At 39.8% G+C, this 25546-nt stretch carries 22 protein-coding genes; all 22 read right to left on the bottom strand.

Annotated elements, in window-relative coordinates; genetic code table 11:
* Positions 1-76: 76 nt before the first annotated feature.
* The 22 genes from NSQ61_RS04935 to fliR all read right to left on the bottom strand — a co-directional run bounded on the left by NSQ61_RS04935 (position 77) and on the right by fliR (position 25545).
* Positions 77-4402 (bottom strand): PolC-type DNA polymerase III, encoded by a 4326-nt coding sequence (locus NSQ61_RS04935; RefSeq protein WP_340806145.1) that lies wholly within the window; start codon positions 4400-4402, stop codon positions 77-79.
* Positions 4403-4520: 118 nt separating this feature from the next.
* Positions 4521-6221, bottom strand: a complete 1701-nt coding sequence (locus NSQ61_RS04930) for a proline--tRNA ligase (RefSeq protein WP_063386698.1) — start codon at positions 6219-6221, stop codon at positions 4521-4523.
* A 35-nt stretch (positions 6222-6256) separates the two neighbouring features.
* Entirely contained in the window at positions 6257-7516 is a 1260-nt protein-coding gene (gene rseP, locus NSQ61_RS04925) for an RIP metalloprotease RseP (RefSeq protein ID WP_063386697.1), read from the bottom strand.
* A 14-nt stretch (positions 7517-7530) separates the two neighbouring features.
* The gene (gene dxr / locus NSQ61_RS04920) at positions 7531-8679 is read right to left on the bottom strand and encodes a 1-deoxy-D-xylulose-5-phosphate reductoisomerase (protein WP_339196524.1); all 1149 of its coding nucleotides are present in this window, start codon (positions 8677-8679) and stop codon (positions 7531-7533) included.
* Entirely contained in the window at positions 8676-9488 is an 813-nt protein-coding gene (locus NSQ61_RS04915; protein WP_063386695.1) for a phosphatidate cytidylyltransferase, read from the bottom strand. The genes dxr and NSQ61_RS04915 overlap by 4 nt, the downstream gene beginning before the upstream one ends.
* Positions 9489-9503: 15 nt before the next feature.
* Complete coding sequence (locus NSQ61_RS04910) at positions 9504-10277, bottom strand: isoprenyl transferase (protein ID WP_063386694.1); 774 nt, start codon at positions 10275-10277, stop codon at positions 9504-9506.
* 118 nt (positions 10278-10395) lie between these two features.
* Entirely contained in the window at positions 10396-10953 is a 558-nt protein-coding gene (frr, locus tag NSQ61_RS04905; RefSeq protein ID WP_063386693.1) for a ribosome recycling factor, read from the bottom strand.
* 2 nt (positions 10954-10955) lie between these two features.
* A complete protein-coding gene (gene pyrH, locus NSQ61_RS04900; protein WP_063386692.1) occupies positions 10956-11678 on the bottom strand; it encodes a UMP kinase in 723 nt (240 codons plus the stop codon).
* 109 nt (positions 11679-11787) lie between these two features.
* Positions 11788-12669 (bottom strand): translation elongation factor Ts, encoded by an 882-nt coding sequence (tsf, locus tag NSQ61_RS04895; protein ID WP_063386691.1) that lies wholly within the window; start codon positions 12667-12669, stop codon positions 11788-11790.
* A gap of 76 nt (positions 12670-12745) precedes the next feature.
* A complete protein-coding gene (gene rpsB, locus NSQ61_RS04890; protein WP_063386690.1) occupies positions 12746-13447 on the bottom strand; it encodes a 30S ribosomal protein S2 in 702 nt (233 codons plus the stop codon).
* Positions 13448-13596: 149 nt separating this feature from the next.
* Positions 13597-14076: a DUF6115 domain-containing protein gene (locus NSQ61_RS04885; protein WP_066246479.1), complete on the bottom strand. Its 480-nt coding sequence runs from the start codon at positions 14074-14076 to the stop codon at positions 13597-13599.
* Between the two features lie 28 nt (positions 14077-14104).
* On the bottom strand, positions 14105-14875 hold the full coding sequence (locus NSQ61_RS04880; RefSeq protein WP_063386688.1) for a FliA/WhiG family RNA polymerase sigma factor: 771 nt from the start codon (positions 14873-14875) through the stop codon (positions 14105-14107).
* A gap of 35 nt (positions 14876-14910) precedes the next feature.
* Positions 14911-15408: a chemotaxis protein CheD gene (locus NSQ61_RS04875; protein ID WP_063386687.1), complete on the bottom strand. Its 498-nt coding sequence runs from the start codon at positions 15406-15408 to the stop codon at positions 14911-14913.
* Positions 15409-15412: 4 nt separating this feature from the next.
* Positions 15413-16039 carry a chemotaxis protein CheC gene (locus tag NSQ61_RS04870; protein WP_340806142.1) on the bottom strand — a complete coding sequence of 209 codons (627 nt, stop codon included), beginning with the start codon at positions 16037-16039 and terminating at the stop codon, positions 15413-15415.
* Positions 16023-16496, bottom strand: coding sequence for a chemotaxis protein CheW (locus NSQ61_RS04865; RefSeq protein ID WP_063386685.1), 474 nt, complete (start codon positions 16494-16496; stop codon positions 16023-16025). The genes NSQ61_RS04870 and NSQ61_RS04865 overlap by 17 nt, the downstream gene beginning before the upstream one ends.
* Positions 16497-16521: 25 nt before the next feature.
* On the bottom strand, positions 16522-18585 hold the full coding sequence (locus NSQ61_RS04860) for a chemotaxis protein CheA (protein WP_340806140.1): 2064 nt from the start codon (positions 18583-18585) through the stop codon (positions 16522-16524).
* A gap of 19 nt (positions 18586-18604) precedes the next feature.
* Positions 18605-19657, bottom strand: coding sequence for a protein-glutamate methylesterase/protein-glutamine glutaminase (locus NSQ61_RS04855; RefSeq protein ID WP_063386683.1), 1053 nt, complete (start codon positions 19655-19657; stop codon positions 18605-18607).
* A gap of 5 nt (positions 19658-19662) precedes the next feature.
* Positions 19663-20538: a MinD/ParA family protein gene (locus NSQ61_RS04850; RefSeq protein ID WP_066246485.1), complete on the bottom strand. Its 876-nt coding sequence runs from the start codon at positions 20536-20538 to the stop codon at positions 19663-19665.
* A gap of 6 nt (positions 20539-20544) precedes the next feature.
* Positions 20545-21633 (bottom strand): flagellar biosynthesis protein FlhF, encoded by a 1089-nt coding sequence (gene flhF / locus NSQ61_RS04845; protein ID WP_066246487.1) that lies wholly within the window; start codon positions 21631-21633, stop codon positions 20545-20547.
* Positions 21633-23666 carry a flagellar biosynthesis protein FlhA gene (gene flhA, locus NSQ61_RS04840; protein ID WP_066246489.1) on the bottom strand — a complete coding sequence of 678 codons (2034 nt, stop codon included), beginning with the start codon at positions 23664-23666 and terminating at the stop codon, positions 21633-21635. Before flhA ends, flhF begins: the two co-directional genes overlap by 1 nt.
* A gap of 23 nt (positions 23667-23689) precedes the next feature.
* Positions 23690-24772 (bottom strand): flagellar biosynthesis protein FlhB, encoded by a 1083-nt coding sequence (gene flhB / locus NSQ61_RS04835; protein ID WP_063386679.1) that lies wholly within the window; start codon positions 24770-24772, stop codon positions 23690-23692.
* Positions 24769-25545 (bottom strand): flagellar biosynthetic protein FliR, encoded by a 777-nt coding sequence (fliR, locus tag NSQ61_RS04830; RefSeq protein ID WP_066246491.1) that lies wholly within the window; start codon positions 25543-25545, stop codon positions 24769-24771. Before fliR ends, flhB begins: the two co-directional genes overlap by 4 nt.
* Between the last annotated feature and the right edge of the window lies 1 nt (position 25546).

Below are 25546 nucleotides of genomic sequence, written 5' to 3'. Positions count from 1 at the left end.
TTTCGTTAGGCTTTTTTTAGCATTTCCATAAATGAATATAACATAACCTAATCAGGTTTGCAAATTGAATCGCAAATCAGAAAAGGGAGAGCTGATTTTGCTCAGGCAGCGATGCCAAACAGCCATGATTTTCAAGATATTCCATAATCGTTTTTGAAATTTTTGTCCGCTCCTGCAGATCCTCTTTGGATAAAAATTCTCCTTCTTCTCTCGCTTTGACAATATTGATGGCCGCGTTCGTACCAAGCCCTGGTATCGAATTAAACGGTGGTATCAGGCTGTCGCCATCAATAATGAATTCTTTGGCTTGAGAGCGGTATAAATCTACTTTTTGGAATGAAAATCCACGCTCCGTCATTTCAAGTGCCATCTCCAATACGGTCAGCAAGCTCTTCTCTTTTGGAGAAGCATCGAGCCCTTTTGCACTGATCTCTTCAATTTTCGCTCTGATTGCGGTGCTTCCTTTGATCATCGTTTCGATGTCAAAATCGTCCGCTCTGACTGTAAAATAAGTTGCATAGAATAGCAGAGGAAAATGTACTTTAAAATATGCAATCCGCACAGCCATTAATACATAAGCTGTCGCGTGAGCTTTTGGAAACATATATTTGATTTTTTTGCAAGATTCAATATACCAGTCTGGAACGCCGTTCTTTTTCATCTCTTCTTCCCATTCGGGAATCAAGCCTTTTCCTTTCCGAACCGACTCCATAATTTTAAAGGCTAACGACGGCTCCAATCCTTGATAGATTAAATAAACCATAATATCGTCGCGGCAGCCAATGACCTCACTTAATGTACATGTGCCGCTTTGAATCAGTTCTTGTGCGTTTCCTAGCCAAACATCTGTCCCATGGGACAATCCTGATATTTGGACAAGCTCTGAAAATGTCGTCGGTCTTGTTTCCTCCAACATTTGGCGGACAAATCGCGTGCCGAACTCTGGAATCCCCAGAGTGCCCGTTTTACAGCCAATCTGCTCCTCTGTCACGCCAAGTGATTCGGTTGAGGAAAAGATTTTCATTACTTCCGGATCATCTGTTGGAATGGTCTTCGGATCGATTCCGCTTAAATCTTGAAGCATTCTGATGACCGTCGGATCATCGTGCCCTAGTATATCAAGCTTTAATAAGTTATCGTGAATGGAGTGGAAATCAAAATGTGTCGTTTTCCAATCAGCGCTTGTATCATCTGCCGGATATTGAATTGGAGTAAAATCATATATATCCATATAATCGGGAACAACGATGATTCCTCCGGGATGCTGTCCTGTCGTCCGCTTGACCCCCGTACATCCTTTCACAAGCCGATCGACTTCTGCACTGCGGAAATGCAGATTATGATCGTTCATGTAGCCGCGGACAAATCCGAAAGCTGTCTTTTCGGCAACGGTGCCAATTGTTCCTGCACGGTACACTTTATCTTCACCAAACAGCACTTTCGTATAATTGTGTGCTCTCGGCTGATATTCACCTGAAAAATTCAAATCAATATCAGGCACCTTGTCTCCTTTAAATCCTAGAAACGTTTCAAACGGTATGTCATGCCCGTCCTTTTTATATGGTGCTCCGCATTGCGGACAATTTTTATCAGGAAGATCGTATCCGGATCCTACAGAGCCGTCATTGAAAAATTCGGAATGCTTGCATTTTGGACAAACGTAATGAGGCGGAAGAGGGTTCACCTCAGTAATTTCCGTCATCGTGGCAACAAAGGATGAGCCGACTGATCCCCTTGAACCGACCAAGTACCCGTCATCCAAAGATTTTTTTACTAGTTTGTGAGATATCAAATAAATGACGGCAAATCCGTGGCCGATAATGCTTTTCAACTCTTTTTCAAGCCTTGCTTGAACGATTTCCGGCAATGGGTCTCCGTATATTTCTTTGGCACGATTGTAGCTCATTTCCCGAATTTCTTCTTCGGCACCGTCTATTTTCGGTGTATACAGATCATCTTTAATCGGTTTTACATCACCTATGAGAGAGGCGATGTACTGGCTGTTTGTCACAACAATTTCTTTCGCTTTTTCATCGCCTAAAAAACGAAAAGCATCCAGCATTTCATTTGTTGTACGGAAATGCACATCAGGCAATGTATGGCGGTTTAAAGGATTCGCTCCCCCTTGCGAAGAAATTAAGATTTTCCGGTAAATTTTATCTTCCTTGTTTAAATAATGGACATTGCCTGTTGCCACAACCGGAATCGACAGCTTTTCCCCTAGTTTGACTATGTTTGCAATGATTTCTTTGATCGCTTGTTCATTTCGAACCTGCTCCGTCTCAATTAGAGGGTAATATACTTCCGGTGGATGCACTTCGAGAAAATCATAAAATGAAGCCATCTCTTCAACTTCTTCCGGACCTTTTTGCATCATTGCTTCAAAAATTTCTCCCTTGTCGCAGCCTGAACCAATTAAAATGCCTTCCCTATGCTTTAACAATACAGAACGGGGAATGCGCGGAACGCGATAAAAATATTGAACATGGGAAAGAGATACAAGCTTAAATAAATTTTTCAGCCCTGTTTCATTTTGCACAAGAAGCGTCGCGTGAAACGGTCTTGCCCGCTCATACGCTTTTGAATCCCCAGTCCGCTCATTCAGCTCATCATGATAAAGAATTCCTCGTTCATTTACCTCTTGCAGCAATTTTACAAGCAAATAGCCGGTTGCTTCCGCATCATAAATGGCTCTATGATGCTGTACAAGCTCTATATCAAACTTTTTGCACAATGTATTCAGGCGGTGGTTTTTTAAATTAGGATATAAATATCTTGCAAGTTCAAGAGTATCAATGACAGGGTTGTCCGCCTTTTTAACCTGCAAATATTTTTTGTAGCCTGCATTAATAAAGCCCATGTCAAAGCTTGCATTGTGGGCAACTAAAATGCTGTCGGCAGCCCATTCTTTAAATTTGTACAATACTTCATCGACGTCGGGAGCATTTTGAACCATATCATCGGTAATTCCCGTCAGTTCTATCGTTGTTGCTGAAAGCGGATGGTGAGGGTTGGCAAACGATTCAAATCGGTCGATAATTTCCCCGTTTTTTATTTTCACCGCTGCAAGTTCAATGATCGTGTCGTATACAGCCGAAAGCCCTGTTGTTTCAACGTCAAAGACAACAAAGGTATCTTCGCTTAAAAGTCTGTGCGATTCGTTATAAGCAATCGGTACACCGTCATCAACAATATTTGCTTCAAGACCGTAAATCATTTTAACGCCAAACTTTTTGCTTGCAGTATATGCCTCTGGAAAAGATTGGACAACTGCGTGATCTGTCAATGCAATCGCTTCATGGCCCCACATTTTAGCTTGTTCAACAAGATCTGTGATCGATGTGACGGCATCCATTTGGCTCATCTGCGAATGAAGGTGCAATTCCACCCTTTTCTCTCCTTCAGGTGCGGTATCAAGCCGTTTTTTCGGGTTGATTTCATTAATGTCGTTGGCAATCATGACAAGATCACGAACAAATGTATCGTTTTGAATGCTTCCGCGAACTTTCAGCCACATTCCTTTTTTGATCGATGCAAGCAATGCATTATCTTCTTTATCGCGGCCGAACATTTTGACTAAAATGGAATTGGTATAATCGGTAATTTTAAACGTGCATAACGTTCTTCCGCTTTTTAATTCCTTTGTTTCCGCCTCAAAAACATATCCTTGAATGACGACTCTCCGCTCTTCATCAAAAATGTTATCAAGAGTGCGAATTTCTTCGTCATCTTTTATTTTGTATCCGATAATAAGAGGACCTTCCTGCTTTTTAGGCTCCTGAGTTTGATTTTCCTTTCCATTTTGCTTCATTTCCATCATTGCTTGTAAAATCCGCTCTTCGTCTTCTTTTTGCTTCTGCTCCAAAAATTTTTCCCATTCTTCGTTAGATGCATCGATCACCGTGTCGATAGTCAGCTTTGGAAAGCCGTACTTCTCGTACGCCTGCTGGATGATGGGGCCGTATTTTTTCTTGATCCTTTCATTTTCCGTCTCATTTCTCGTGCGAATCATTAATTTTTGCTTTTCCAGCTTCGGCATTTGTTCTTTTAACAGTGATAATATCGGCGGAGAAACCCCCTCCATTTCTTGGAGGCAAAACTCCCAGTAGTCTTGAACGAGCTGTTCATCATATTCTTGTTTCACAGTTGTAATGTGAAACGTAACATTGGCTAAATGAGAAAATGTTTTGTTCAATCTTCTATCAAACAATTGCAGGATACGAAATGGAAGAATGTTTTCAAGCCGAAAAGAGAAATCCCATAATTTAGATTTTTTATGAACTGTTAATTTTAAGATCGCTCCGTTTTGGAAATAAGGGTAGATTTGATCATCCGTCATTTCAAGCTGTTTCAGCAAAATCTGAAACCGTTCTTTTTGCTGCTGCAAGTCTTTATCATCCATTGGTTTCCCCTCTTTCCCAAAAAGTTAATAGGGGGCTTGACCCGTTTGACAAATTATCATAAAGGCAAGACCCCCTACTCTTTACCTATGCCAGCTTCATCTGCGGCATCCAGCTTCATTAGCGGAGAAGTTTGGCAAGCTGCTCTTTTAGCTGATCAACAGAAACTTCTATACTATTTCCGCTTTTTCTTTCTTTCACTTCTACAATCCCTTCACCAGCTCTTTTTCCGACCGTTATTCTGACAGGAATGCCAATTAAATCACTGTCAGCAAATTTCACACCCGCCCGTTCAGCACGATCATCATAAAGGACTTCGTATCCTTTCGCCTGCAAATCGTGATAAATTTGCTCTGCAACCTTGACTTGTTCTTCGTTTTTCATATTAACCGGAATAAGGTGGACTTCAAACGGAGCTAATTTATTAGGCCAAATAATTCCATTTTCATCATGAAATTGCTCGACCACCGCAGACAGTAAGCGTGAAACACCGATACCATAGCATCCCATGATGATAGGGTTTGTTTTTCCCTTTTCATCTAAAAATTCTGCCTTCATCGCTTCACTGTATCTTGTGCCAAGCTTAAAGACGTGGCCGACTTCAATGCCTTTCGCGAACTTGATCCGTCCCTTTCCGTCCGGGGAAGGGTCCCCTTCCTGAATAAATCTTATATCTTCATACTTGGTAACGGTAAAATCCCGATCAGGGTTTACTCCGATATAGTGCAAATCGTTTTCATTTGCCCCGCATATTCCATTTACGACTGCTTGAACTGCATAATCTGCGACAATTTCCACTTTGTCGGATGCGCCGATCGGTCCTAAAAATCCGGGTGAAACTCCCATTACCTGCTCTGTTTCTTCAGCTGAAGCAAGTTCAACAACTGATGCCTGATAAAGGTTTTTCAGTTTCACGTCATTGACCTCATGATCACCGCGGACAAGAACAAGAACGAACTTTTCATCTACTTTAAATAAAACGGATTTTATTAATTTTTCCTTCGGAACTTGGAAAAACTGCGCCACTTCTTCAATGGATTTTTTGTTTGGCGTTTCTTTTTTTTCAAGCTCTATGAGCGGTTCGTCAACCTTTTCATAAGATGCAACTACCGGAGCCATTTCAATATTTGCTGCATAATCGGACGAATCAGAATATGCGATCGTATCTTCTCCGATTTCCGAAAGCACCATAAATTCATGAGTATCTTTACCGCCCATTGCTCCCGAATCAGCGATGACTGCGCGAAAGTTCAACCCACATCGAGTAAAGATGCGGCTGTATGCTTCTCGTACCTGTTCGTACACTTCATCTAAGCTTTCCTGTGTAGCATGAAAAGAGTAAGCATCTTTCATAATGAACTCTCGTCCCCGCAAAAGACCGAACCGCGGACGCTTTTCATCCCGGAACTTCGTTTGAATTTGATAAAGGGTGAGCGGCAGACGTTTATAAGATTTGATCTCATCTTTTACCAAACTTGTTATAACTTCTTCATGAGTCGGACCTAAAGCAAAATCACGCTCATGACGGTCTTTCAATCTCATTAATTCTGATCCGTATGAATACCAGCGGCCAGACTCCTGCCAAAGTTCTGCTTGCTGCAAAGCCGGCATTAGCAGCTCCACCGCTCCGATCCGGTTCATTTCCTCTCTGATAATATTTTCAATTTTGGTTAACACTCTATGAGCAAGAGGCAGATACGAATAAACACCGCTAGCTGTCTGCCGAATGTATCCGGCACGCAACAGCAGCTGGTGGCTTTTAACTTCCGCATCTGCTGGATTTTCTCTCATTGTGGGTATAAATGACTGACTCTGTTTCATTTAAAGCACCTCGAATTTGATTTCTATATTATTTTTTAAAGGAAAAACTTTTGGATGTCATTCCATGTCACAACGAGCATTAACAGCATTAGAAGTGCAAATCCGATAAAGTGGACGATCCCTTCTTTTTGTCGATCAATCGGTTTTCCCCGGACCGCTTCAATGGCAAAAAACAATAAGCGTCCTCCATCTAGAGCTGGAATTGGAAGCAAGTTCATAATGCCAAGGTTAATGCTTAAGAGAGCCGTCCAGCTTAATAGGCTTGTCAAGCCTGTTTCTGCAACTTTTCCTGTCATATCATATATGCCGACAGGTCCAGAGAGCATATCAATTGAAAATTGTCCGGTTATCAGCTTCCCAACCGCAAATATTATTTCTTTCGACCATGTATAGGTCTCAACTAAGCCATATTTCAAAGAACCGAAAAATGTTTTTTCAACCGGGGAATAAACTCCTATTTGGCCGATCGTTTTGTTTTCGGATTTCACAGAATCCGGCGTTACCGTCATTTCCAATTCTTCTCCGGAACGTTCAATTGAAAAAAGAAGCTCATTCTCCGGATTTGCTCTGATCATTTCAACGACATCTTTCCACGAATTCATCGGCGTTCCTTCTATTTCTTTTACAACATCGCCTTCCCGTAATCCTGCTTGTTCAGCCGCGCTGTCAGGGACGATTTCTCCTAAAACCGGTTCATTCACGGGCACTCCTTGGCTTAAGCCGAGGTAAAACAAAACTAAAAACCCTAATAGAAAATTCATAAAAGGTCCGGCAGCAATGGCGAGCGTTCTTTGAACGAGCGTTTTTGAAGCAAATTGCCTGTTATAAGGTGCAATTTGAATTTCTTCACCGTCAACTACATAAAAGGATGTTTCGCTTACTTCAAACCTTTTTAGACCGCTGTCTTCTCCATCTTCATAGCCTGTGATAAACATTCCATGTTCCAAATCTGCTTGTTCAACTTCAATCACTTTTGCATTAGGATACTTTTCTTTTCTGTTTAAAATAATTTTTTCAACTTGTCCTTTCTGATTAAACAATAGTCCAACCTGATAGCCAGGTTTGACCTCAATCATCTCCGGGTCTTCCCCCGCCATGCGCACGAAGCCGCCGATAGGCAAAAGCCTGATCGTATAGACCGTTTCTTTTCGTTTAAACGACAAAATTTTCGGCCCAAAGCCGATTGCAAATTCACGGCATAAAATGCCTGCCCTTTTCGCCATAACTAAGTGCCCTAATTCGTGGAAAAACACCAATACGCCAAAAATAACGACAAATGCGATCACCGTGTTCACTTATTTAACCACCTCTAATTAATTAAAGATTGAACAAACTGTCTTGTCCTTCCATCCGCTTCTTGTATATCCTCCAAGGTCGGATTGAAAAGCGGAGCATGTTCTTCTAATGCCCTTTCCACAAGTTCTTCTATCTTTAAAAACGGAATTTTATCTTCCAAAAAAGCATTGACTGCCACTTCGTTCGCTGCGTTTAAAACAGCAGGCATTGTACCTCCTATTTTACCCGAATCAAAAGCAAATTTTAAGCAACGGTATCGATCAAAATCAATTTTTTCAAAATGAAGCTGTCCATATTTTGTTAAATCCAATCTTTCGCTTTCATAAGAAGGAATTCTATTTGGATATGTAAGCGCATATTGAATCGGTATTTTCATATCAGGAGTTCCAAGCTGCGCTATGATGCTGCCATCATGAAATTCGACCATCGAGTGAATGACGCTTTCTTTATGCAGCAGCACATCAATTTGGTCGTATGAAACAGAAAACAGCCAATGTGCTTCAATGACTTCAAGCCCTTTGTTCATCATCGTCGCAGAATCGATCGTTATTTTTGCGCCCATTGACCAGTTCGGATGGTTTAACGCTTCCTTAACTGTAACATGCTTTAATTCATTTCGCGATTTATCCCGAAAGCTTCCTCCTGAAGCCGTTAAAATAAGCCGTTCGACGCTTTCCTTTTTTTCCCCGTTCAAGCATTGGAAAATCGCGGAATGTTCACTGTCCACAGGAAGAATTTGCACATTGTGTTTTCGAGCATAGTCGGTCACAATTTGTCCAGCTGTAACAAGTGTTTCCTTATTCGCTAAAGCGACCGTTTTTTTCGCTTCGATCGCTTTTAGTGTTGGAATAAGCCCGACGCTCCCAATGACCGCATTCACTACTATCTCGCCTTTATGATAAACAGCCGTTTCACACAGCCCGTCATGTCCGTATGTAAGCTGACAGTTAGAAGGGATGTTCAAACGAATTTGATCATAAATTTCACGATTTTTGACAGCAACAAGCTCTGGTTTAAATTCATGAACAGCCTTCAATCCAAGTTCGATATTTTCTCCAAATGACATCGCAACTAGCCTGAATGAATCCGGATTTGCTCGAATCACATCGAGAGTTTGCTGCCCAATAGATCCTGTCGCACCCAGCAAAATAATTTTTTTCACATTGTCACCCCTTGTCTACTGATCAATTGGATGAAGAAATATAAAATCGGCATAATAAAAATCAAGCTGTCAAAACGGTCAAGAACTCCCCCGTGGCCTGGAAAAATCGTTCCGGAATCCTTTGTGCCGTAATGGCGTTTAAAAGCGGACTGTACTAAATCCCCCATTTGTCCAACAATAGAAACAATGACGGACACAAAAACGGTTTGAACATATGTCGGTAAAAAATTTGCAAAATAGTGGAAAATTAATCCAACCAAAATTGCCGAGAAAATCCCTCCGAAAAATCCTTCGACTGTTTTATTAGGGCTGATTTCAGCTGATAGTTTTTTCTTTCCGAAGGCTCGGCCGATAAAGTAAGCGCCTGAATCAGTCGCCCAAATCGTTAGCAGAGCAAACAAAAGCTTGTCTAGACCTAACACTCTCATTTCAATAAAAAAATAAAATCCGACTCCCACATATATGATCGCAATGAGCGCAAATCCAACGTCATCAAAAGAAAATTGGTTTTTTGAAAACACTGTATAGATCAATAACAGGATCGCGCCAAAAAAAAGAAAGCCAGTTTTACTTATATGTATTTGATGAAGCAAATCAATATAACGGTTTGGGAAAATTAAAATCCATAAAAGGATAAAGCTGAACAAAACTGGAAATGAAAATAAATGAAATCGTTTCATTCTAAATAATTCAAACAATCCAACTGATGCGAGCACATAAATAGCAATTGTCAGCGGAAGTCCGCCAATAATGACAATTGGTACAAATAAGGCTAAAGCACAAATTGCTGTAATGATTCGTGTTTTCATTTTTTTTAGCTCCTTCTATACGCCGCCGAATCTGCGGATTCTCTGCTGATATTCGCGGATTGCCTCCAAAAAATGGTGTTCATTAAAATCCGGCCAGAGCACATCCGTAAACCAAAATTCAGTATAAGCCAGCTGCCAGAGCATAAAGTTGCTTAGCCGAATTTCTCCGCTTGTCCGAATTAACAGGTCAGGATCTTTGAGCTTTTTCGTCATTAAATAGTTGGAAAACAATTGTTCATCTATGTCATCTATATGTAGTTTTCCATCTTCGCGGTCTCTTAATATTTTTTTTACTGCTTCAACAATTTCTGTTCTGCTGCCATAGTTCAACGCAAAATTTAAAATCAGCCCGGTGTTTTGCTTCGTTTCATTCACAGCTTTCTTCACAGCATTTACCGTATAATCGGGGAGCATAGATTGATCGCCGATAACCCGAACTTGCACGTTTTCCTGTATTAATTCCGGCAAAAAAGTCGATAAAAATTCGACCGGAAGGCGCATTAAATAATTAACCTCATCTTTTGGCCTTTTCCAATTTTCTGTTGAAAACGCATATAAGGTCAAAACTTTGATGCCGATATCGCTCGCTAATTTCGTAATTTTTTTAACTACTTTCATTCCTTCCCGATGGCCGGCCATCCTAGGCAGCGATCTTTTTTTCGCCCATCTTCCGTTTCCGTCCATGATGATGGCCACATGTTCCGGTATTTCATTTACTAAAATGTTTTCTTTCGCCACCAAGTTTTTGGAACCTTTGCTGCTCTTTTTTTTATAAGGAAAATTAAACATAAGAATCCTCCACCGAGAATAATATGACATTAAAAAATGTAGCAAATCCTCTTGAACAAAAAAACCCCCTGTGAGAAAAGAGGGTTTTTAGCACATTTCTATTGTACATTCATTTTGTTTAAACTTCCATGATTTCTTTTTCTTTTTCTTTTGTTGCGGAATCAATTTTTTTAATGTATTCATCCGTCAGTTTTTGTACATCATCTTGAAAACCGCGCAGTTCATCTTCTGTAATGTCGCCCGCTTTTTCTAATTTTTTTAATTCATCATTTGCATCTCTGCGAATGTTTCGCACAGCAACTTTTGCATCCTCTGAATATTTGCGAACTACTTTTGTCAGTTCTTTTCTTCGCTCTTCCGTCAATGGAGGAATGGCAATGCGGATGACGGATCCGTCCGATGTCGGCGTTAATCCAAGATCAGATTTTAAAATCGCTTTTTCAACCTCACCGATTGTCGATTTGTCATAAGGCTGAACAACAAGCAAACGTGCTTCTGGCGTGGAAATCGATGCCAATTGATTTACAGGAGTTGGAACTCCGTAATAGTCGACCTGAATTTTATCAAGCAAAGACGCGTTTGCCCGGCCTGCACGAACACCTGCTAATTCACGTTTGAAAGCTGATAAAGCTTTTTCCATTTTTTCTTTCGCTTGTGAAAGAACTTGTTTAGACATGTTTATTTCCCCCTTACAATTGTTCCAATATTTTCTCCTAAAACAGCACGTTTAATGTTGCCTTCTTCCATAATCGAGAAAACAATTAAAGGAATATTATTGTCCATGCATAATGAAGAAGCTGTTGAATCCATGACAGCCAACCCGTCTTTTAATAAATCTAAATAAGATAACTCATCATATTTTACCGCTGAGGCGTCCTTTTTTGGATCTGCGCTATATACACCATCTACATTATTTTTCGCCATTAAAATGACATCTGCTTCGATTTCAGCGGCTCTTAACGCAGCCGTTGTGTCTGTTGAGAAATAAGGATTTCCTGTTCCTGCTGCGAAAATGACTACTCTTTTCTTCTCCAAATGGCGAATGGCTTTTCTTCTTATGTACGGTTCTGCGACTTGTCGCATTTCAATTGAAGTTTGCACTCGGGTAGGAATGCCGAGTCCTTCCAAACTATCTTGTAAAGCTAAAGAATTCATAACAGTCGCCAGCATTCCCATATAGTCTGCTGTTGCCCGATCCATCCCCATCTCGCTGCCGATTTTGCCTCTCCAAATGTTTCCGCCGCCAACAACTACTGCGACTTCTACACCCATTTCAGCAATTTCCTTTACTTGTCTGGCAATTGACTGTATGACGGAAGGATTAATTCCAAAGCCTTGAGCTCCAGCAAGCGCCTCTCCACTTAATTTCAGCACGATACGATGATATTTTGGCGTACTCATATTAACCTCCAAGCTATTTCTTGACGCTATATATAGAAAAGTTGAAACAAAGGGTTTTCAAAAAGAGGGAACACTCGCTTGTGTTCCCTTCTTAACGTTTTCATGACTTTTATTTCTTAATTTGATTCATAACTTCTTCAGCAAAATTTTCTTGACGCTTTTCAATTCCTTCTCCAACTTCATAGCGAACAAACGCTTTTACGTTTGCGTTTTGTGCTTTGACGAAATCGCGTACTTTTTGATCAGGATTTTTTACAAAATTTTGCTCTAAAAGGCAAATTTCCTCAAAAAATTTGCCGAGGCGGCCTTCAACCATTTTTTCTACAATGTTTGCAGGTTTTCCTTCTTGAAGAGCTTGTTTTTTAAGAACTTCGCGTTCGTGCTCCACTTCAGCCTGAGGAACATCTTCACGAGAAATATAACGCGGATTAACCGCTGCGATATGCATTGCTACATCTTTTGCAGCAGATTCATCATTTGTGCCTTCAAGCACCGTTAATACTGCAATGCGTCCGCCCATGTGCAAGTAAGCGCCGAAGACATCTTGATCATTTTTCTCGACAACTTCAAAACGGCGTAATGTAATGTTTTCGCCAATTTTAGCAATAGCAGCATGGATGTATTCTTCCACTGTTGAACCGTTTTCCATTTTGGAAGCCAATGCGTCTTTTAAATCAGCTGGTTTGCTTGCCAGCAAGTGTTTAGCCAAATCTTCAATTAATTGTTTAAAAGAATCATTTTTGGCAACGAAGTCTGTTTCGGAATTCACTTCCAAAATAACAGCTGTATTGCCGTCAGTTTTGATCAATGTCAAGCCTTCTGCAGCGATTCGGTCAGCTTTTTTCGCAGCTTTCGCTATGCCTTTTTCACGAAGATAATCTATTGCTTTGTCCATATCACCATTTGTTTCAGTCAATGCCTTTTTGCAGTCCATCATGCCTGCACCGGTTTTTTCCCGAAGCTCTTTTACCATTTGAGCAGTAATTGCCATAAAAGTTCCTCCTTCAATTCGTATGCTTAAAAAAGGTGATAAAAGGCTAAAATCCCCTCTTATCACCTTTTGTCATTTAGGCAGTTGTAGTTTCTTCGCCTTGTTTGCCTTCTAAAACAGCATCTGCTATTTTGGAAGTTAACAATTTGACGGCGCGGATTGCATCATCATTTGCAGGGATTACATAATCGATCTCATCTGGATCGCAGTTTGTGTCAACGATGCCGATAATCGGAATATTTAATTTGCGAGCTTCCGATACAGCGATGCGCTCTTTGCGAGGATCGATAATATAAACAGCATCAGGCAGCTGTTTCATTTCCTTAATGCCGCCTAAAAATTTCTCAAGGCGTTCCAATTCTTTTTTCAAACGAACTACTTCTTTTTTCGGCAATACATCAAATGTGCCGTCTTCTTGCATTTTTTCAATTTCTTTTAAACGAGCAATTCGTTTTTGAATTGTAGCAAAGTTCGTTAATGTTCCTCCCAGCCAGCGCTGATTGACGTAAAACATTCCTGCACGTTCTGCTTCTTCTTTAACAGATTCCTGCGCCTGCTTCTTCGTACCAACGAATAAAATGTTGCCTCCATTTGCAGCTAACTCTCTTGCAAATTGATACGCTTCCTCAACTTTTTTTACTGTTTTTTGAAGGTCAATGATGTAAATTCCGTTCCGTTCAGTGAAAATATAGCGTTTCATTTTCGGATTCCAACGGCGTGTTTGATGACCGAAATGAACACCAGCTTCTAATAATTGTTTCATTGAAATAACTGACATTTTCATTCCTCCTAATGGTTTTTCATCCTCCGCCCGCTTCATTTTTAAGCATGACTGCACAAAACAGCACCGATGCTTAAATCAACAGACGTGTGTATTAGCACCAAAAACAAATATAACATATGGAAGTTTGGCAATCAAGAAAGAATTCAATCGTTTTGTTGAAATTTCATGACGAGTTCAATTTCTGTTTTGCCGACATGTAATGTTTGTGCAATTTCGTCTATAGTATATCCTTTCTCTAATAATTGGAATACTTGTTTATGCAAATTTTTTCTTTTATCTTTAGGCTCTTCTATAAGCTCTGCATCCTTGTCGATAGGCTCTACATCCGCGCTCGTGTCTTTCTGGATTGTGCTCACTTCCACCTTGTCTTCCAGCTGCGTAACTAATTTTTCGAGATCAAAAGAACCGGGCTTGGCGCTGTTTTGCTCGAGCTGTTCAAGAAATTGTTTGTTTTCTTCTTTTAATTCCAATAAAAACATCGCGAGCGAATCTTCTGCTTCTTTTAATAATTGTTCCTGCTTTTCTTCTATTTTTTTTACATTTTGATAGCGTGTATAAAGGAGAATGATAAAGTAAAACGAAACGATGTGCAAAACAAAGCTCAGTAAAAGAAATACCGCCATGTTTCAACCTCATTTAATTGTATTCTTTTTAAGATAAAAGCTTAACGAGCGTTCCTTTTAATTTATATAATGCTTTCGAATGAATTTGCGAAATTCTCGAAGTGGACAAATTCAGCACGTTTCCTATCTCTGTTAATGTCAGCTCTTCTTTATAAAACAAGCTTAATACGAGCTGCTCCTTATCGTTTAATTGTGAGATCAATTTTGTTAAATGCTCAAATAATTCCTCTTTTAACAGATGCTCTTCCGGAGTTAATGTTTTATCATCCTTAAGGACAATGTTCATCTGTTCCCCTTCTTCTTGGTCATGCAATTGTTCATCAATTGACAAGACATTGGCAAAAAAGTTTTCATTGACGACATGAACGACTTCTTCGGGTGTCATACCCAACTCTTCTGCAACTTCATTAGGCGTCACATTGCGATGATATTTTTGCTCCAACCGCTCAATGGCTGCTTCCACTTTTTTTGCTTTTTCCCGAAAACTTCTTGGAAGCCAATCTTCTTTCCTTAGCCCGTCAAGAATGGCTCCGCGTATGCGGAAGGATGCATACGTATCGAATTTTAAATCCCGTGTAGGGTCAAATTTTTCCAGTGCATCATATAATCCCATCAATCCAAAACTTATTAAATCATCTTTATCGACATTTTTTGGAAGACCCACTGAAATACGACTGACATGATAGCGGACAAGCGGCATATATTTTTTGACGAGCATGTTGCCCGCATCTTGATCACGGTGACGAAACCACTTGTCCCAGTACACCCTTTCATCATTCAGTGTCATCGATTGGACCATTGCCTTTTTCCTCCTTCTAAAATGTCAATCTCCGGCTATATTTGCTTCACTCCAAGATTGACGGTGCGAATCGTCAAAATGAATGAATTCGTATCAAATTCAATGGTTCTTCCATTTTTACCGCCAACATCTTCGCTAACGATAGGGATATTACTGCTCAACAAATGCTGTTTGACCGCTTCAACATTTCTCGGACCTATTCGCATGATTTTGGAAGATGGCCGATGCGGAAACATTTCAGCTCCTCCAGCTATTTTCGCTTTAAAAAACATGATGTTTCCTCCATAGTTTTTTAAAAGACGAATTAATTCTGTTACAGCCGTATCCGCATATTTTGCACAATTTAAAGGCTCCTTGTTTGAAAGCGAAGAATCAGGCAGCATTATATGAGCAAGTCCTGCCAATTTATTTACATCATCATAGATGACGAGTCCGACGCAAGATCCTAATCCAGTTGTTCGAATTTTCCACGGAGCTTTCACAACATTCATTTCCGAAATACCGACTTTTACAACATTTTCAAAATGCCCCATTTCACTAAACCTCTAATATGTCAAAAATTTTTTTATATGACTGTGAGTCGGGCAGAAAGAAAATATGCCCTCTTATTAATTCGGAATCTTGATGCCCTTCTTCTTTTATAACAGCATCGATGACAAGTGCTTCATCACTTTCAAGCGAAAGCTCGATCAGAGCATGACTGATAATCGCGCCGAACATATCACATTGGATGGCAGGAACGGACGGATTAACCATCAAATTGGTCATGTTCGATAAAACAGATAAATAGGATCCAATCAGGATGTTGCCGAGCTCCTGCAAAACAGAGCATTCCATTTCTTTCATAGTTGAAGCATCCTGAAGAACATAATCATTCATTAATGCTTTTGCATATTTTTTAGCCTGCGGGATCGGCAAAATGAAAAACATCGATCCAGTTATATCCTCTTGAATGCGGATGTATACAGCCGTAACCTCTGTTTCCGCACCGCCTGCTAAATCCATCACATCGTTAAAAGAGGCGACATAAACGTTCGGAACTTTCATTTCAATTTTTTTACTAAGAAGTTGGGACAGACTCGTTGCGGCATTTCCCGCTCCGATATTGGCAATTTCCTTTAATATATCGATCCTTTTGTTTGATAAATCAAACAACTTGCTCATGCTCTATTACCCTCTGATTTTCTTTGCTCAGCACTTTTTCAAGGTCAAGGAGCATAATCAGCCGTTTATCCAATTTTGTAATTCCTTTTATAAACTCGGTTTCTACTTGTTCGATGACGCTTGGAGCAGGTTCAATACTGTCTTCAGATATATCGACGACATCATTGGCAGAATCAACAATCAATCCAACTTCCATTTCATTTTGAACAGCTATAATCACTCTCGTCTGATCTGTTATTTCTTTTTCCGGCATATTCAATCTTTTTCTTAAATCTATGATCGGAGTGACAACACCGCGCAAATTGATGACTCCTTTTATATAGTCAGCTGTTTTCGGAACGCGGGTGATATGGTCAACTTTTTCAATCGATTTCACATTTTGTACAAAAACCCCGTATTCTTTGTCTTGCAGCTGAAAAACTATGACCTTCTGTTCATTAAATACACTATTTGCCATTCTCATCTTCCCCTTCCATCAAGCATTACTGGATTAATGCATTACAATCAACGATCAATGCAACTTGACCGTCTCCTAAAATTGTGGCACCTGAGATGGCGAATACATTTGTCAAATATTGTCCTAACGATTTCAAAACAATCTCTTGCTGACCGATGAAGGAATCGACAACTAAACCAGCCATTTTATCTCCTTTTTTGACAACGACGATTGAAACATAATCTTGGTCATCCTCGGCGTCCACTTCAAAAATTTCTTTTAAAAACACTAGAGGTACAATTTTTCCGCGATAATCAATCACCTTGTTTTGATGTGTCTGTAAAATATCTTCTTTTTTAATAACAAGGGATTCAATGATAGACGAAATCGGAATACCGTATTTTTCATTTCCAACTTCAATGAGCATGGCGGAAATAATCGTTAATGTCAGCGGGAGCTGGATCGAGAATAAAGATCCTTTTCCTTCTTCCGACTCGATGGTGATGCTTCCTCCGAGCGATTCGATTGTATTTTTCACTACATCAAGCCCTACACCCCGTCCAGAGACATCTGAAATTTTTTCAGCCGTTGAAAAGCCTGATGCGAAAATGAGTTCATGAATTTGTTTTTCCGTTAATGTTTCGCTTGCCTCTTTTGTAACGATTCCCCGCTCAATAGCTTTTTGCAATACCTTTTTCTGATTGATTCCTGCACCGTCGTCTTCGATTTCGATAAAGACATGATTTCCGCTGTGATATGCGCTGAGCCGCAGCGTTCCTTCTTCTTTTTTGCCATATTTCAGGCGGGTTTCAGGCGTTTCAATCCCATGGTCGATCGCATTTCGGATTAGATGCACAAGCGGATCGCCAATTTCATCAATGACGGTCCGATCCAATTCGGTTTCTGCGCCAGTGACAACTAAATTGATTTTTTTATTTAAATCGCGGGCGAGATTTCTCACCATTCTCGGGAAGCGGTTAAAAACGGTTTCGATTGGGATCATGCGCATATTTAAAATAATGTTTTGCAAATCAGCTGAAACTCTGGACATTTTCTCAACCGTTTCTTTCAGCTCCGAGTGATTTAATTCTTTTGATATTTGCTCTAAACGCCCTTTGTCGATGACTAATTCTTCAAACAAGTTCATTAAAATATCGAGGCGCTCGATGTTGACGCGGATCGTCTTTTGCTGGTTTTTCTTCTGTTTTTGGCTAGTGTCTTTCGAACTACTGTCCTTCTGCTGACGGCTTTGCTTGCTGGAAACAGTAGTTTGTTTGCTAGCAGCAGTTTGTTGGCTGGCATTAGATTGTATGCTGGAAACAGACTGCTGTACTCTTTCAGTACTTGGCTTTTCTACATTCACTTTTTCAACTAGTACTTCTTCAACCTCTGAAATTTTCAATAGGCTGTTCCGGATAAAGTCCTTATCTTCCTTCGTAATGTAGGCAACCGAAAAATTGTTGTCAAACTTTTCTTCTTCGAGTAAATCAACAGAAGGCGATGATTTGACCACTTCCCCGTGCTTCTCAAGCAATTCAAAAACCATAAATGCTCTCGCTGCTTTTAAGATGCAGTCTTCTCGAAGCCGAATGTTGATTTCGTATACTTGAAATCCTTGTTCAATTGATTGAAGAATGACCGTCCTGTCATATTCATCAAACTTCAGTTTTTTCACATCCTGCACTTGTTCTCTTGATGTTTCATTTTCAGCTGTCTCATCTTCAATTTGTTCTCCGCTTTCAATCGCTTGCAGTTTTTTCACAATGGCCGAAACATCTTTTTTGCCGTCTCCTCCATCCGCAATCGATAAAACAATTTCCTCCAAATTCTCCAATGCTTCAAAAAGGACATCCAAAATTTCAGGCGTTACTTCTAATTTTTGATTGCGAATGGCGTCAAACACATTTTCTATTTTATGTGTTAAATCGGCTAAATCTTCAAACCCCATCGTTGCGCCCATTCCTTTTAATGTATGGGCGGAGCGAAAAATTTCGTTCACAATTCCTAAATCATCCGGATTTTGTTCAAGCTCCAAAAGCTTTTCGTTGCACGACTGCAAATGTTCTTTACTTTCTTCAATAAAAATGTCCAAATATTGATTCATTTCCATGGCAGCACACTCCTTGGATTTAGATCAGCTTTTGAATTAAATACGGAATTTCCATTAAATCTTCCACGTAATCAACCACATTCGCTTGGATGGCGGATTTTGGCATCCCAAATATAATGGAGGTTTTTTCGGACTGTGCGATCCCTGTCGCATCTGTCCTTTCTTTTAATGCTTTTAATCCTTTTGTCCCGTCAGAACCCATTCCCGTTAAAATACAAGCAATCGTTTGATAATATTTTAAATTCGATAAAGATTCAAACAGTACATCTACTGAAGGTCTGTGCCCTCTCTTTTTTTCCGATTGATCCAGTTCAATGAATAAATTCCCTTGTTTTTCTATTACTTTCATATGGCTGCCTCCAGGCGCTATGTATGCTACCCCATTTCTGACGATTTCTTGATGCTCGCCTTCTTTTACTTCGATGTTTGACATTTCATTTAATCGTTCAGCCAACGATTTTGTAAATCCTGGCGGCATATGCTGTACGATGAAAATCGGCGAATTCAGGTTTTTCGGGAAGCATGGAACGATTTTTTGAAGGGTGCTCGGTCCTCCGGTAGAAGTTCCAATGGCAATTAAAGATTTTTTTCGCTGTCGATGGCTCTTTTCTTTCATCATCTCCTTTCGAGGAAACGTGTCGATCTCTTTTTTTAACATCTGAACTTTTTCTTTTGCCCGTTTTGCTGCTAGAACTTTTGCAATTAATTCTTCTTTCACTTTAAATATGTCAAGAGATATGGAGCCGGAAGGTTTCGGGATAAAATCAAACGCCCCGAAAGCTAAAGATTTTATCGTGTTTTCGGCTCCTTCTTTCGTCGAACTTGAAAGCATAATGACTGGCCTTGGAAACTTGTCCATGATAATCTGCAAAGTATCAAGCCCGTTTAAAACCGGCATTTCAATATCTAACGTCACAACATCAGGATCAAGCTCTGCGATCTTTTCAATTCCTTCTTTTCCATTTTTAGCTGTACCAATCACATCGATGGAAGGACTCTCTAAAAGCAAATCGGAAATCAACTTTCTCATAAATGCCGAATCATCAATAACCAAAACCTTTACACGACTCAAAAACATCACCTACTTGAAAACAAAGATCTAAGAGAATGAATAAATCCTTTTCTTTTTATTTTACCATTTAAGTACATCTCTGTTATATTTTCTAGTGCTTTCGATATAGGAGCATTCGGAAAACGCAAAATAAACGGAATTTGTTCCATGACTGATTTCTGTACATGATCATCCTCCGGCAAACTGCCGAGCAAATCAATTGTTTTATGTAAAAAACGCTCTGCAGTGGTTCTAATTTTTTCCCATGTTTCTTTCGCTTCAATGTTTTTCTTGAATCGATTGACAACTACTTTCATCACCTTTTCTTGATCGAACTGGTGAATGAGCTTTATCGCACTGTAGGCGTCCATAATCGATGTCGGTTCAGGCGTCGTAATGACGATAATTTCGTCCACTGCAAGCAAAAATTTCAAGCTGTCTTTCGAAATTCCTGCCCCCATATCAAATAAGATGGTGTCGTATTTCTCTATTATTCTTTCAAGCTCGTAAAGAAAAAATTGAAACTCTGCTTCATCGATTGTGACAATATTGGAAAGGCTCATTCCTCCTGACAAATACTGCAAATTTAAAGGACCTTTTTTGATAATTTGTTCAATTCCAATGCGGTTTTTCAGCAAATCGACAATTGATCTTTCTTGATACTGCTGTCCCAGCAAAAGATCGATGTTTGCCATCCCAATATCGCAATCTACCAGCAGCACACGGTCGTTTCGTTTTTTGATCAAGTTTAAAGCGAAATTTAAAACGAAATTCGATTTGCCGACTCCCCCTTTTCCGCTAATCACAGCCACTGTTTTTGCATGACGGTTAGGCGGAGAGTCTTTTATCACCGCATATTTGTTTTGTTGAATAATCTTTCTGAGTTGTTCTGCTTGATCCATATCCTGCTACCCCATTAAATATTGAATAAAAGTTTCATGATCCAGCTTATGAATGTCGTCTGGAACATCTTGACCGTCAGTCATATATCCGGCACCAATCTTTGTTTTGTAGACGATGTTATACATAGCTCCATAAGAGGAGGTTTCGTCATGTTTAGTAAAAATAAATTGATGAATCGGCAAATGAGAAAATTGGTTATAAACTTTTTCCATATCTTCAAATTTTGAAGTTAAAGAAAATACTAAAAATGTTTCCATTTCATCCTGAAAGTCAATGGTTTCGCTTAAATCTTGCACATATTGCTGTTCAAGGAAGTTCCGGCCCGCTGTGTCAATAAAAACGATGTCGCAGTCATTCAGCTTCTTTTTCCCTTCCTGAAAATCAAATGAGTTATAACAAACTTCAAGCGGGGCATTTAAAATTTCGGCATATGTTTTTAATTGATCGATCGCAGCAATTCGATAAGTGTCCGTCGTAAGAAATCCGATTTTTTTCTTGTAATTTATTTTGCAGATTGCGGCAAGCTTTGCCAATGTCGTCGTTTTTCCAACACCGGTTGGTCCTACAACATTCACAAATTTTTTTGAAAAAGTAATGCCGTGAAAAGGAATGTCCGAAATTCTCTTTTTTAACTCTTTCTTCAATTGAAATTCCAGCTGTTCGTTTGTCAGCTTTTTTTGATGAATCAAATACGTTTCCAGTATAGATGCGATCACATCCTGTTTAATCGGCTGCAGCAAACCTAACGAATCGATTTTTTGTTCGATCTCTTTTAGGTCAGGATGAATAACAGTACTGTTTACGGACATGGATTGAACTAGATCCTTCAGTTTTTTTATTTCATTCAGTACAGGAGCCATCTCTAATTGTTGGTCCGTTTGATGTTCTATTTTTTCTTTTTGGGACCCGCTGATCATTTCATCTTCTTCGTCAATGCCCGCCACCACTTCAATCATTTTTTTCTTAAACATTCCTAGAAATCCACCAGTATAGACGACTTTCGAATTGAGGATGACAGCATTTTGACCGAGTTGGCTGCGAATCGTCTTCATCGCCTCTTGCATAGTATGGGCTTTGAATTTTTTAATCTTCATTAAATATTCACCACTCCGACACTTTGTACTTCAATGTTTGATTCAAGTTCGTTGTATGACAATACGGGTACATCAGGCAAATATCGCTCGATCAGCTGCCGTGCATACATTCTGACAGAAGGCGAGCAGAGCAAGATTGGCGTTTGCTCTTCCATTGCCAGCTGTTCCACATTTTTTGCAATGGCTTCGACAATCCTTTGTGATACATGCGGCTCCAATGACAAAAAGGTTCCTCGTTCCGTTTGCTGCACGCCATCGGCAATGGCTTTTTCTACTTGAGCGGAGAGAGTAATGACTTTCAATGTCTCCCCTTCTTTTGCATACTGGCTTGTAATTTGTTTTGCCAGCGACTGTCTTACATATTCAGCTAAAATTTCCGGATCTGTTGTAAATTTGGCATAGTCAGCTAATGTTTCAAAAATAACCGGCAAATTTCGAATAGAAATTTTTTCTTTAAGCAGTTTCGCCAAAACCTTTTGAATATCTCCAATAGAAAGTGGATTCGGCGTAACTTCTTCCACTAATATCGGGTATGTTTCTTTTAAATGATCGACAAGCTGTTTTGTTTCGTGTCGTCCAAGCAGTTCATGAGCATGCCTCCGGATCGTTTCCGTAATGTGAGTAGAAACAACGCTAGGAGGATCGACGACCGTATATCCTGCCAATTCAGCTTGTTCTTTTAAATGTTCGCTGATCCATTTTGCAGGAAGTCCAAACGAAGGCTCAATTGTGTCAATCCCTTCAATCGAATCATTATCCATTCCTGGCGCCATCGCCAAATAATGATCGAGCATAATTTCACCTTTCGCCGCTTCGTTTCCTTTAATTTTTAATCTGTATTCATTCGGCTTTAATTGGATATTATCCCGTATTCGGACGACAGGAATGACAAGGCCCAATTCTACGGCAAGCTGCCTTCTGATCATTACGATCCGATCCAACAGGTCTCCCCCTTGTCCGCTATCAGCAAGAGGAATTAAACCATATCCGAATTCAAATTCAATTGGATCCATCGATAACAGATTCATCACTTGCTCCGGACTTTTCGCTTCGTTCATTTCCACTTCTTCTTCAACAATCTCTTCGTCTTTTTCAATTTGTTTCTTCGTACGATTCATCGCAAATGCTAAGAAAGCAAACATGAGAGCGATCGGAGTTGTTACGATCGGACCAATCGGAGTAACAATACCTAAAATAAAGATGATTCCTGCGGTAACATACAGCAGCTTTGGAAATGCTAAAAGCTGGTTCGTAATGTCTTGTCCTAAATTTCCGTCAGAAGCAGCTCTCGTGACAACAATCCCTGTTGCCGTTGAGATTAATAAAGCTGGAATTTGGCTGACTAATCCATCTCCAACTGTAAGAAGCGTGAATTTTGAAACAGCTTCTTGAAAAGAAAGCCCCTGCTGGATCATGCCGATGATAATTCCGAAAATAATATTGATCAGCACAATTATGACACCAGCAATCGCATCTCCTTTTACAAATTTGCTTGCTCCGTCCATTGCGCCATAAAAATCTGCTTCTCTTGCAATCGTTTCTCTCCGTTTTTTTGCCTCGTCTTCCGAGATGATTCCCGCATTCAAGTCTGCATCAATACTCATCTGCTTACCGGGCATGGCATCAAGCGTAAAGCGGGCTGCCACTTCTGCTACCCGTTCAGATCCTTTTGTAATGACAACAAATTGAATAATAACTAAAATGATAAATACGACAAAACCAACAAGGATATTTCCACCGACAACAAAAGTTCCAAACGTTTCCACGACTGTTCCCGCTTCTCCATTAGCTAAAATCGAACGCGTTGTGGAAACGTTTAAGCCGAGTCGATATAACGTTAACAAAAGCAAAAGAGAAGGAAAGATTGAAAATTGTAAAGGCTTTTCAATGTTCATGGATGTAAGGAGGACGAGCAAGGCAAGAGATATATTAATGATAATCAATATGCTCAGCAGCCATGAAGGCAGCGGGATGATAAGCATGGCAACAATTAAAATGACAGCTACTATAACCGATAAATCTCTTGCTGACATGATACTTCCTCCTAGCAAAATTGTTACACTTTTTGTTTTTGACGATAAACATAAGCTAAAATTTCAGCCACAGCCTTAAAAAATTGTTCAGGAATCATCTCGCCAATTTCCACTTGGTCATACAAGGAACGAGCGAGCTGCCTGTTTTCGACTGTTATGATTTCATGGGCTTTGGCAATTTGCTTGATCTTTTGCGCGACAAAATCTGTTCCTTTTGCAACTACGACAGGTGCATCGTGTTCCTTTTCATCATACTTTAAGGCAACTGCATAATGAGTAGGGTTCGTAATGACGACATCAGCTTTCGGAATTTCCTGCATCATCCTTCTCATCGCCATTTCCCTTTGTTTCTGTTTAATTCTCGATCTAATTAACGGGTCGCCTTCCATTTTTTTGTACTCATCTTTTACTTCCTGCTTAGACATGCGAATGTTTTTTTCGAAATCCCATCTTTGATACAAGTAATCTAGCAATGCGATGAACAAAAGCGCACCTGAAGCATATAGTCCTATCTGCACCGCCAGCTTTGAAATTGAAGCAAAAGCTCGTTCAAGCGGCATTTGCGGAAGCCGCAAAATCTCCTGCCAATTGAAATAAATATACGCAAAGGTTACCCCGCCGATAAAGAAAACTTTTAAGATCGATTTCAAAAGCTCGACAATTGCCCGAATGGAATATATGCGTTTAAATCCTTCAATCGGATTCAGTTTATTTAATTTCATTTTCAACGGTTCAGTTGTAAAAAGAAATCCAACTTGAATATAATTACTGAAAACTCCAGCAACGAAGGCTGCTATCATGAATGGAGCGGTAATTTGAGCGCCTTCCAATACATATTTATTAAAGATTGAATGCACATTTTCTTCTGTGATATCCGTCAACAAATAATCTTCAAAAGTAGAATGGAACATGTTTAAAATATTATCAATCACCGTTTTCCCGAAAAACAGCAATGACAGAAAAACTAAAAACATGGTGATGGCTGTGTTCAAATCGGGACTCTTGGCAACCTGCCCTTTTTTCCTGACATCCTGCCGCTTTCTCGGAGTCGCTTTTTCCGTTTTTTCTCCGGCAAAATATTGCAAATCTAACGGTAAATAATTCATGCGCCATCACCTAATAAATTCATTAAGGTTCTCATCACATCGAACATGTATTGGAAAAGCCCCTGAATCAGCATAAATATAATGCCTAAAACGAGCACCATCATCAGAAAGCTGACGCCAATTTTAATGGCAAACCCAATGACAAATACATTCATTTGCGGAACTGTCCGGGCAACAATCCCTAGAGCAAGGTCAACTAAAAAGAGCGAAGCGACTATCGGAAGCGCCATTTGAAATGCTACGAGAAACATTTTGCTGAACGCCTTCAAAACTTGTTCGGCAACAGCTCCATCAGAAATCGGAATAAAATATTGATCCGGAGGGATTACTTGAAAACTGTATACAATCCCGTTAATCAGCATATGGTGCCCGTTTAGGCTCAGCATGAGCAATAGGGCAAAAGAATAAAGAAATTGTCCAATTAACGGCGTTTGAACTCCTGTCTGCGGATCAATAATATTCGCGATGATAAACCCCATTTGAAAATCGATTAAGCTTCCTGCAATGTGGACAGCTGACATGATGATATATGCGATCAGACCAATGAATAGTCCGATTAAAACTTCTTTTATTATCAGCGGGTAGAAATTCGCATCTAAGTCAACCTTTCCCTCATCGATCGTCATGACGATGATAAGGGAAAGGAAAAAAGACATGCCAATTTTAAACCGCATCGGAATATTCCGATATGAAAATAATGGAAGTGTTGCAATAAAAGCTGTTATTCTTGTAAACACAAGCAAAAAAAGCGGATAATACTCCAGCATCATCATT

Origin of the sequence: Aeribacillus sp. FSL K6-1121 (assembly GCF_038003725.1) — a bacterium.
GTDB lineage: Bacteria > Bacillota > Bacilli > Bacillales > Aeribacillaceae > Aeribacillus > Aeribacillus composti.
The sequence above is the reverse complement of the archived record's forward strand: the minus strand, read 5'-3'. Positions and strand labels throughout refer to the sequence as shown.

Bases quoted from the DNA above. Each gene is read 5' to 3' on its own strand.
- NSQ61_RS04875 (WP_063386687.1), bottom strand. From the start codon at position 15,408: ATGGGGCATTTTGAAAATGTTGTAAAAGTCGGTATTTCGGAAATGAAT.
- NSQ61_RS04850 (WP_066246485.1), bottom strand. From the start codon at position 20,538: ATGGATCAAGCAGAACAACTCAGAAAGATTATTCAACAAAACAAATAT.
- flhF (WP_066246487.1), bottom strand. From the start codon at position 21,633: ATGAAGATTAAAAAATTCAAAGCCCATACTATGCAAGAGGCGATGAAG.
- NSQ61_RS04910 (WP_063386694.1), bottom strand. From the start codon at position 10,277: ATGTTTAATTTTCCTTATAAAAAAAAGAGCAGCAAAGGTTCCAAAAAC.
- frr (WP_063386693.1), bottom strand. From the start codon at position 10,953: ATGTCTAAACAAGTTCTTTCACAAGCGAAAGAAAAAATGGAAAAAGCT.
- flhA (WP_066246489.1), bottom strand. From the start codon at position 23,666: ATGTCAGCAAGAGATTTATCGGTTATAGTAGCTGTCATTTTAATTGTT.
- NSQ61_RS04935 (WP_340806145.1), bottom strand. From the start codon at position 4,402: ATGGATGATAAAGACTTGCAGCAGCAAAAAGAACGGTTTCAGATTTTG.
- NSQ61_RS04930 (WP_063386698.1), bottom strand. From the start codon at position 6,221: ATGAAACAGAGTCAGTCATTTATACCCACAATGAGAGAAAATCCAGCA.
- NSQ61_RS04915 (WP_063386695.1), bottom strand. From the start codon at position 9,488: ATGAAAACACGAATCATTACAGCAATTTGTGCTTTAGCCTTATTTGTA.
- NSQ61_RS04865 (WP_063386685.1), bottom strand. From the start codon at position 16,496: ATGGCAAATAGTGTATTTAATGAACAGAAGGTCATAGTTTTTCAGCTG.
- fliR (WP_066246491.1), bottom strand. From the start codon at position 25,545: ATGATGATGCTGGAGTATTATCCGCTTTTTTTGCTTGTGTTTACAAGA.
- pyrH (WP_063386692.1), bottom strand. From the start codon at position 11,678: ATGAGTACGCCAAAATATCATCGTATCGTGCTGAAATTAAGTGGAGAG.
- tsf (WP_063386691.1), bottom strand. From the start codon at position 12,669: ATGGCAATTACTGCTCAAATGGTAAAAGAGCTTCGGGAAAAAACCGGT.
- flhB (WP_063386679.1), bottom strand. From the start codon at position 24,772: ATGAATTATTTACCGTTAGATTTGCAATATTTTGCCGGAGAAAAAACG.
- NSQ61_RS04860 (WP_340806140.1), bottom strand. From the start codon at position 18,585: ATGGAAATGAATCAATATTTGGACATTTTTATTGAAGAAAGTAAAGAA.
- NSQ61_RS04885 (WP_066246479.1), bottom strand. From the start codon at position 14,076: ATGGCGGTATTTCTTTTACTGAGCTTTGTTTTGCACATCGTTTCGTTT.
- NSQ61_RS04870 (WP_340806142.1), bottom strand. From the start codon at position 16,039: ATGAGCAAGTTGTTTGATTTATCAAACAAAAGGATCGATATATTAAAG.
- NSQ61_RS04880 (WP_063386688.1), bottom strand. From the start codon at position 14,875: ATGGTCCAATCGATGACACTGAATGATGAAAGGGTGTACTGGGACAAG.
- rpsB (WP_063386690.1), bottom strand. From the start codon at position 13,447: ATGTCAGTTATTTCAATGAAACAATTATTAGAAGCTGGTGTTCATTTC.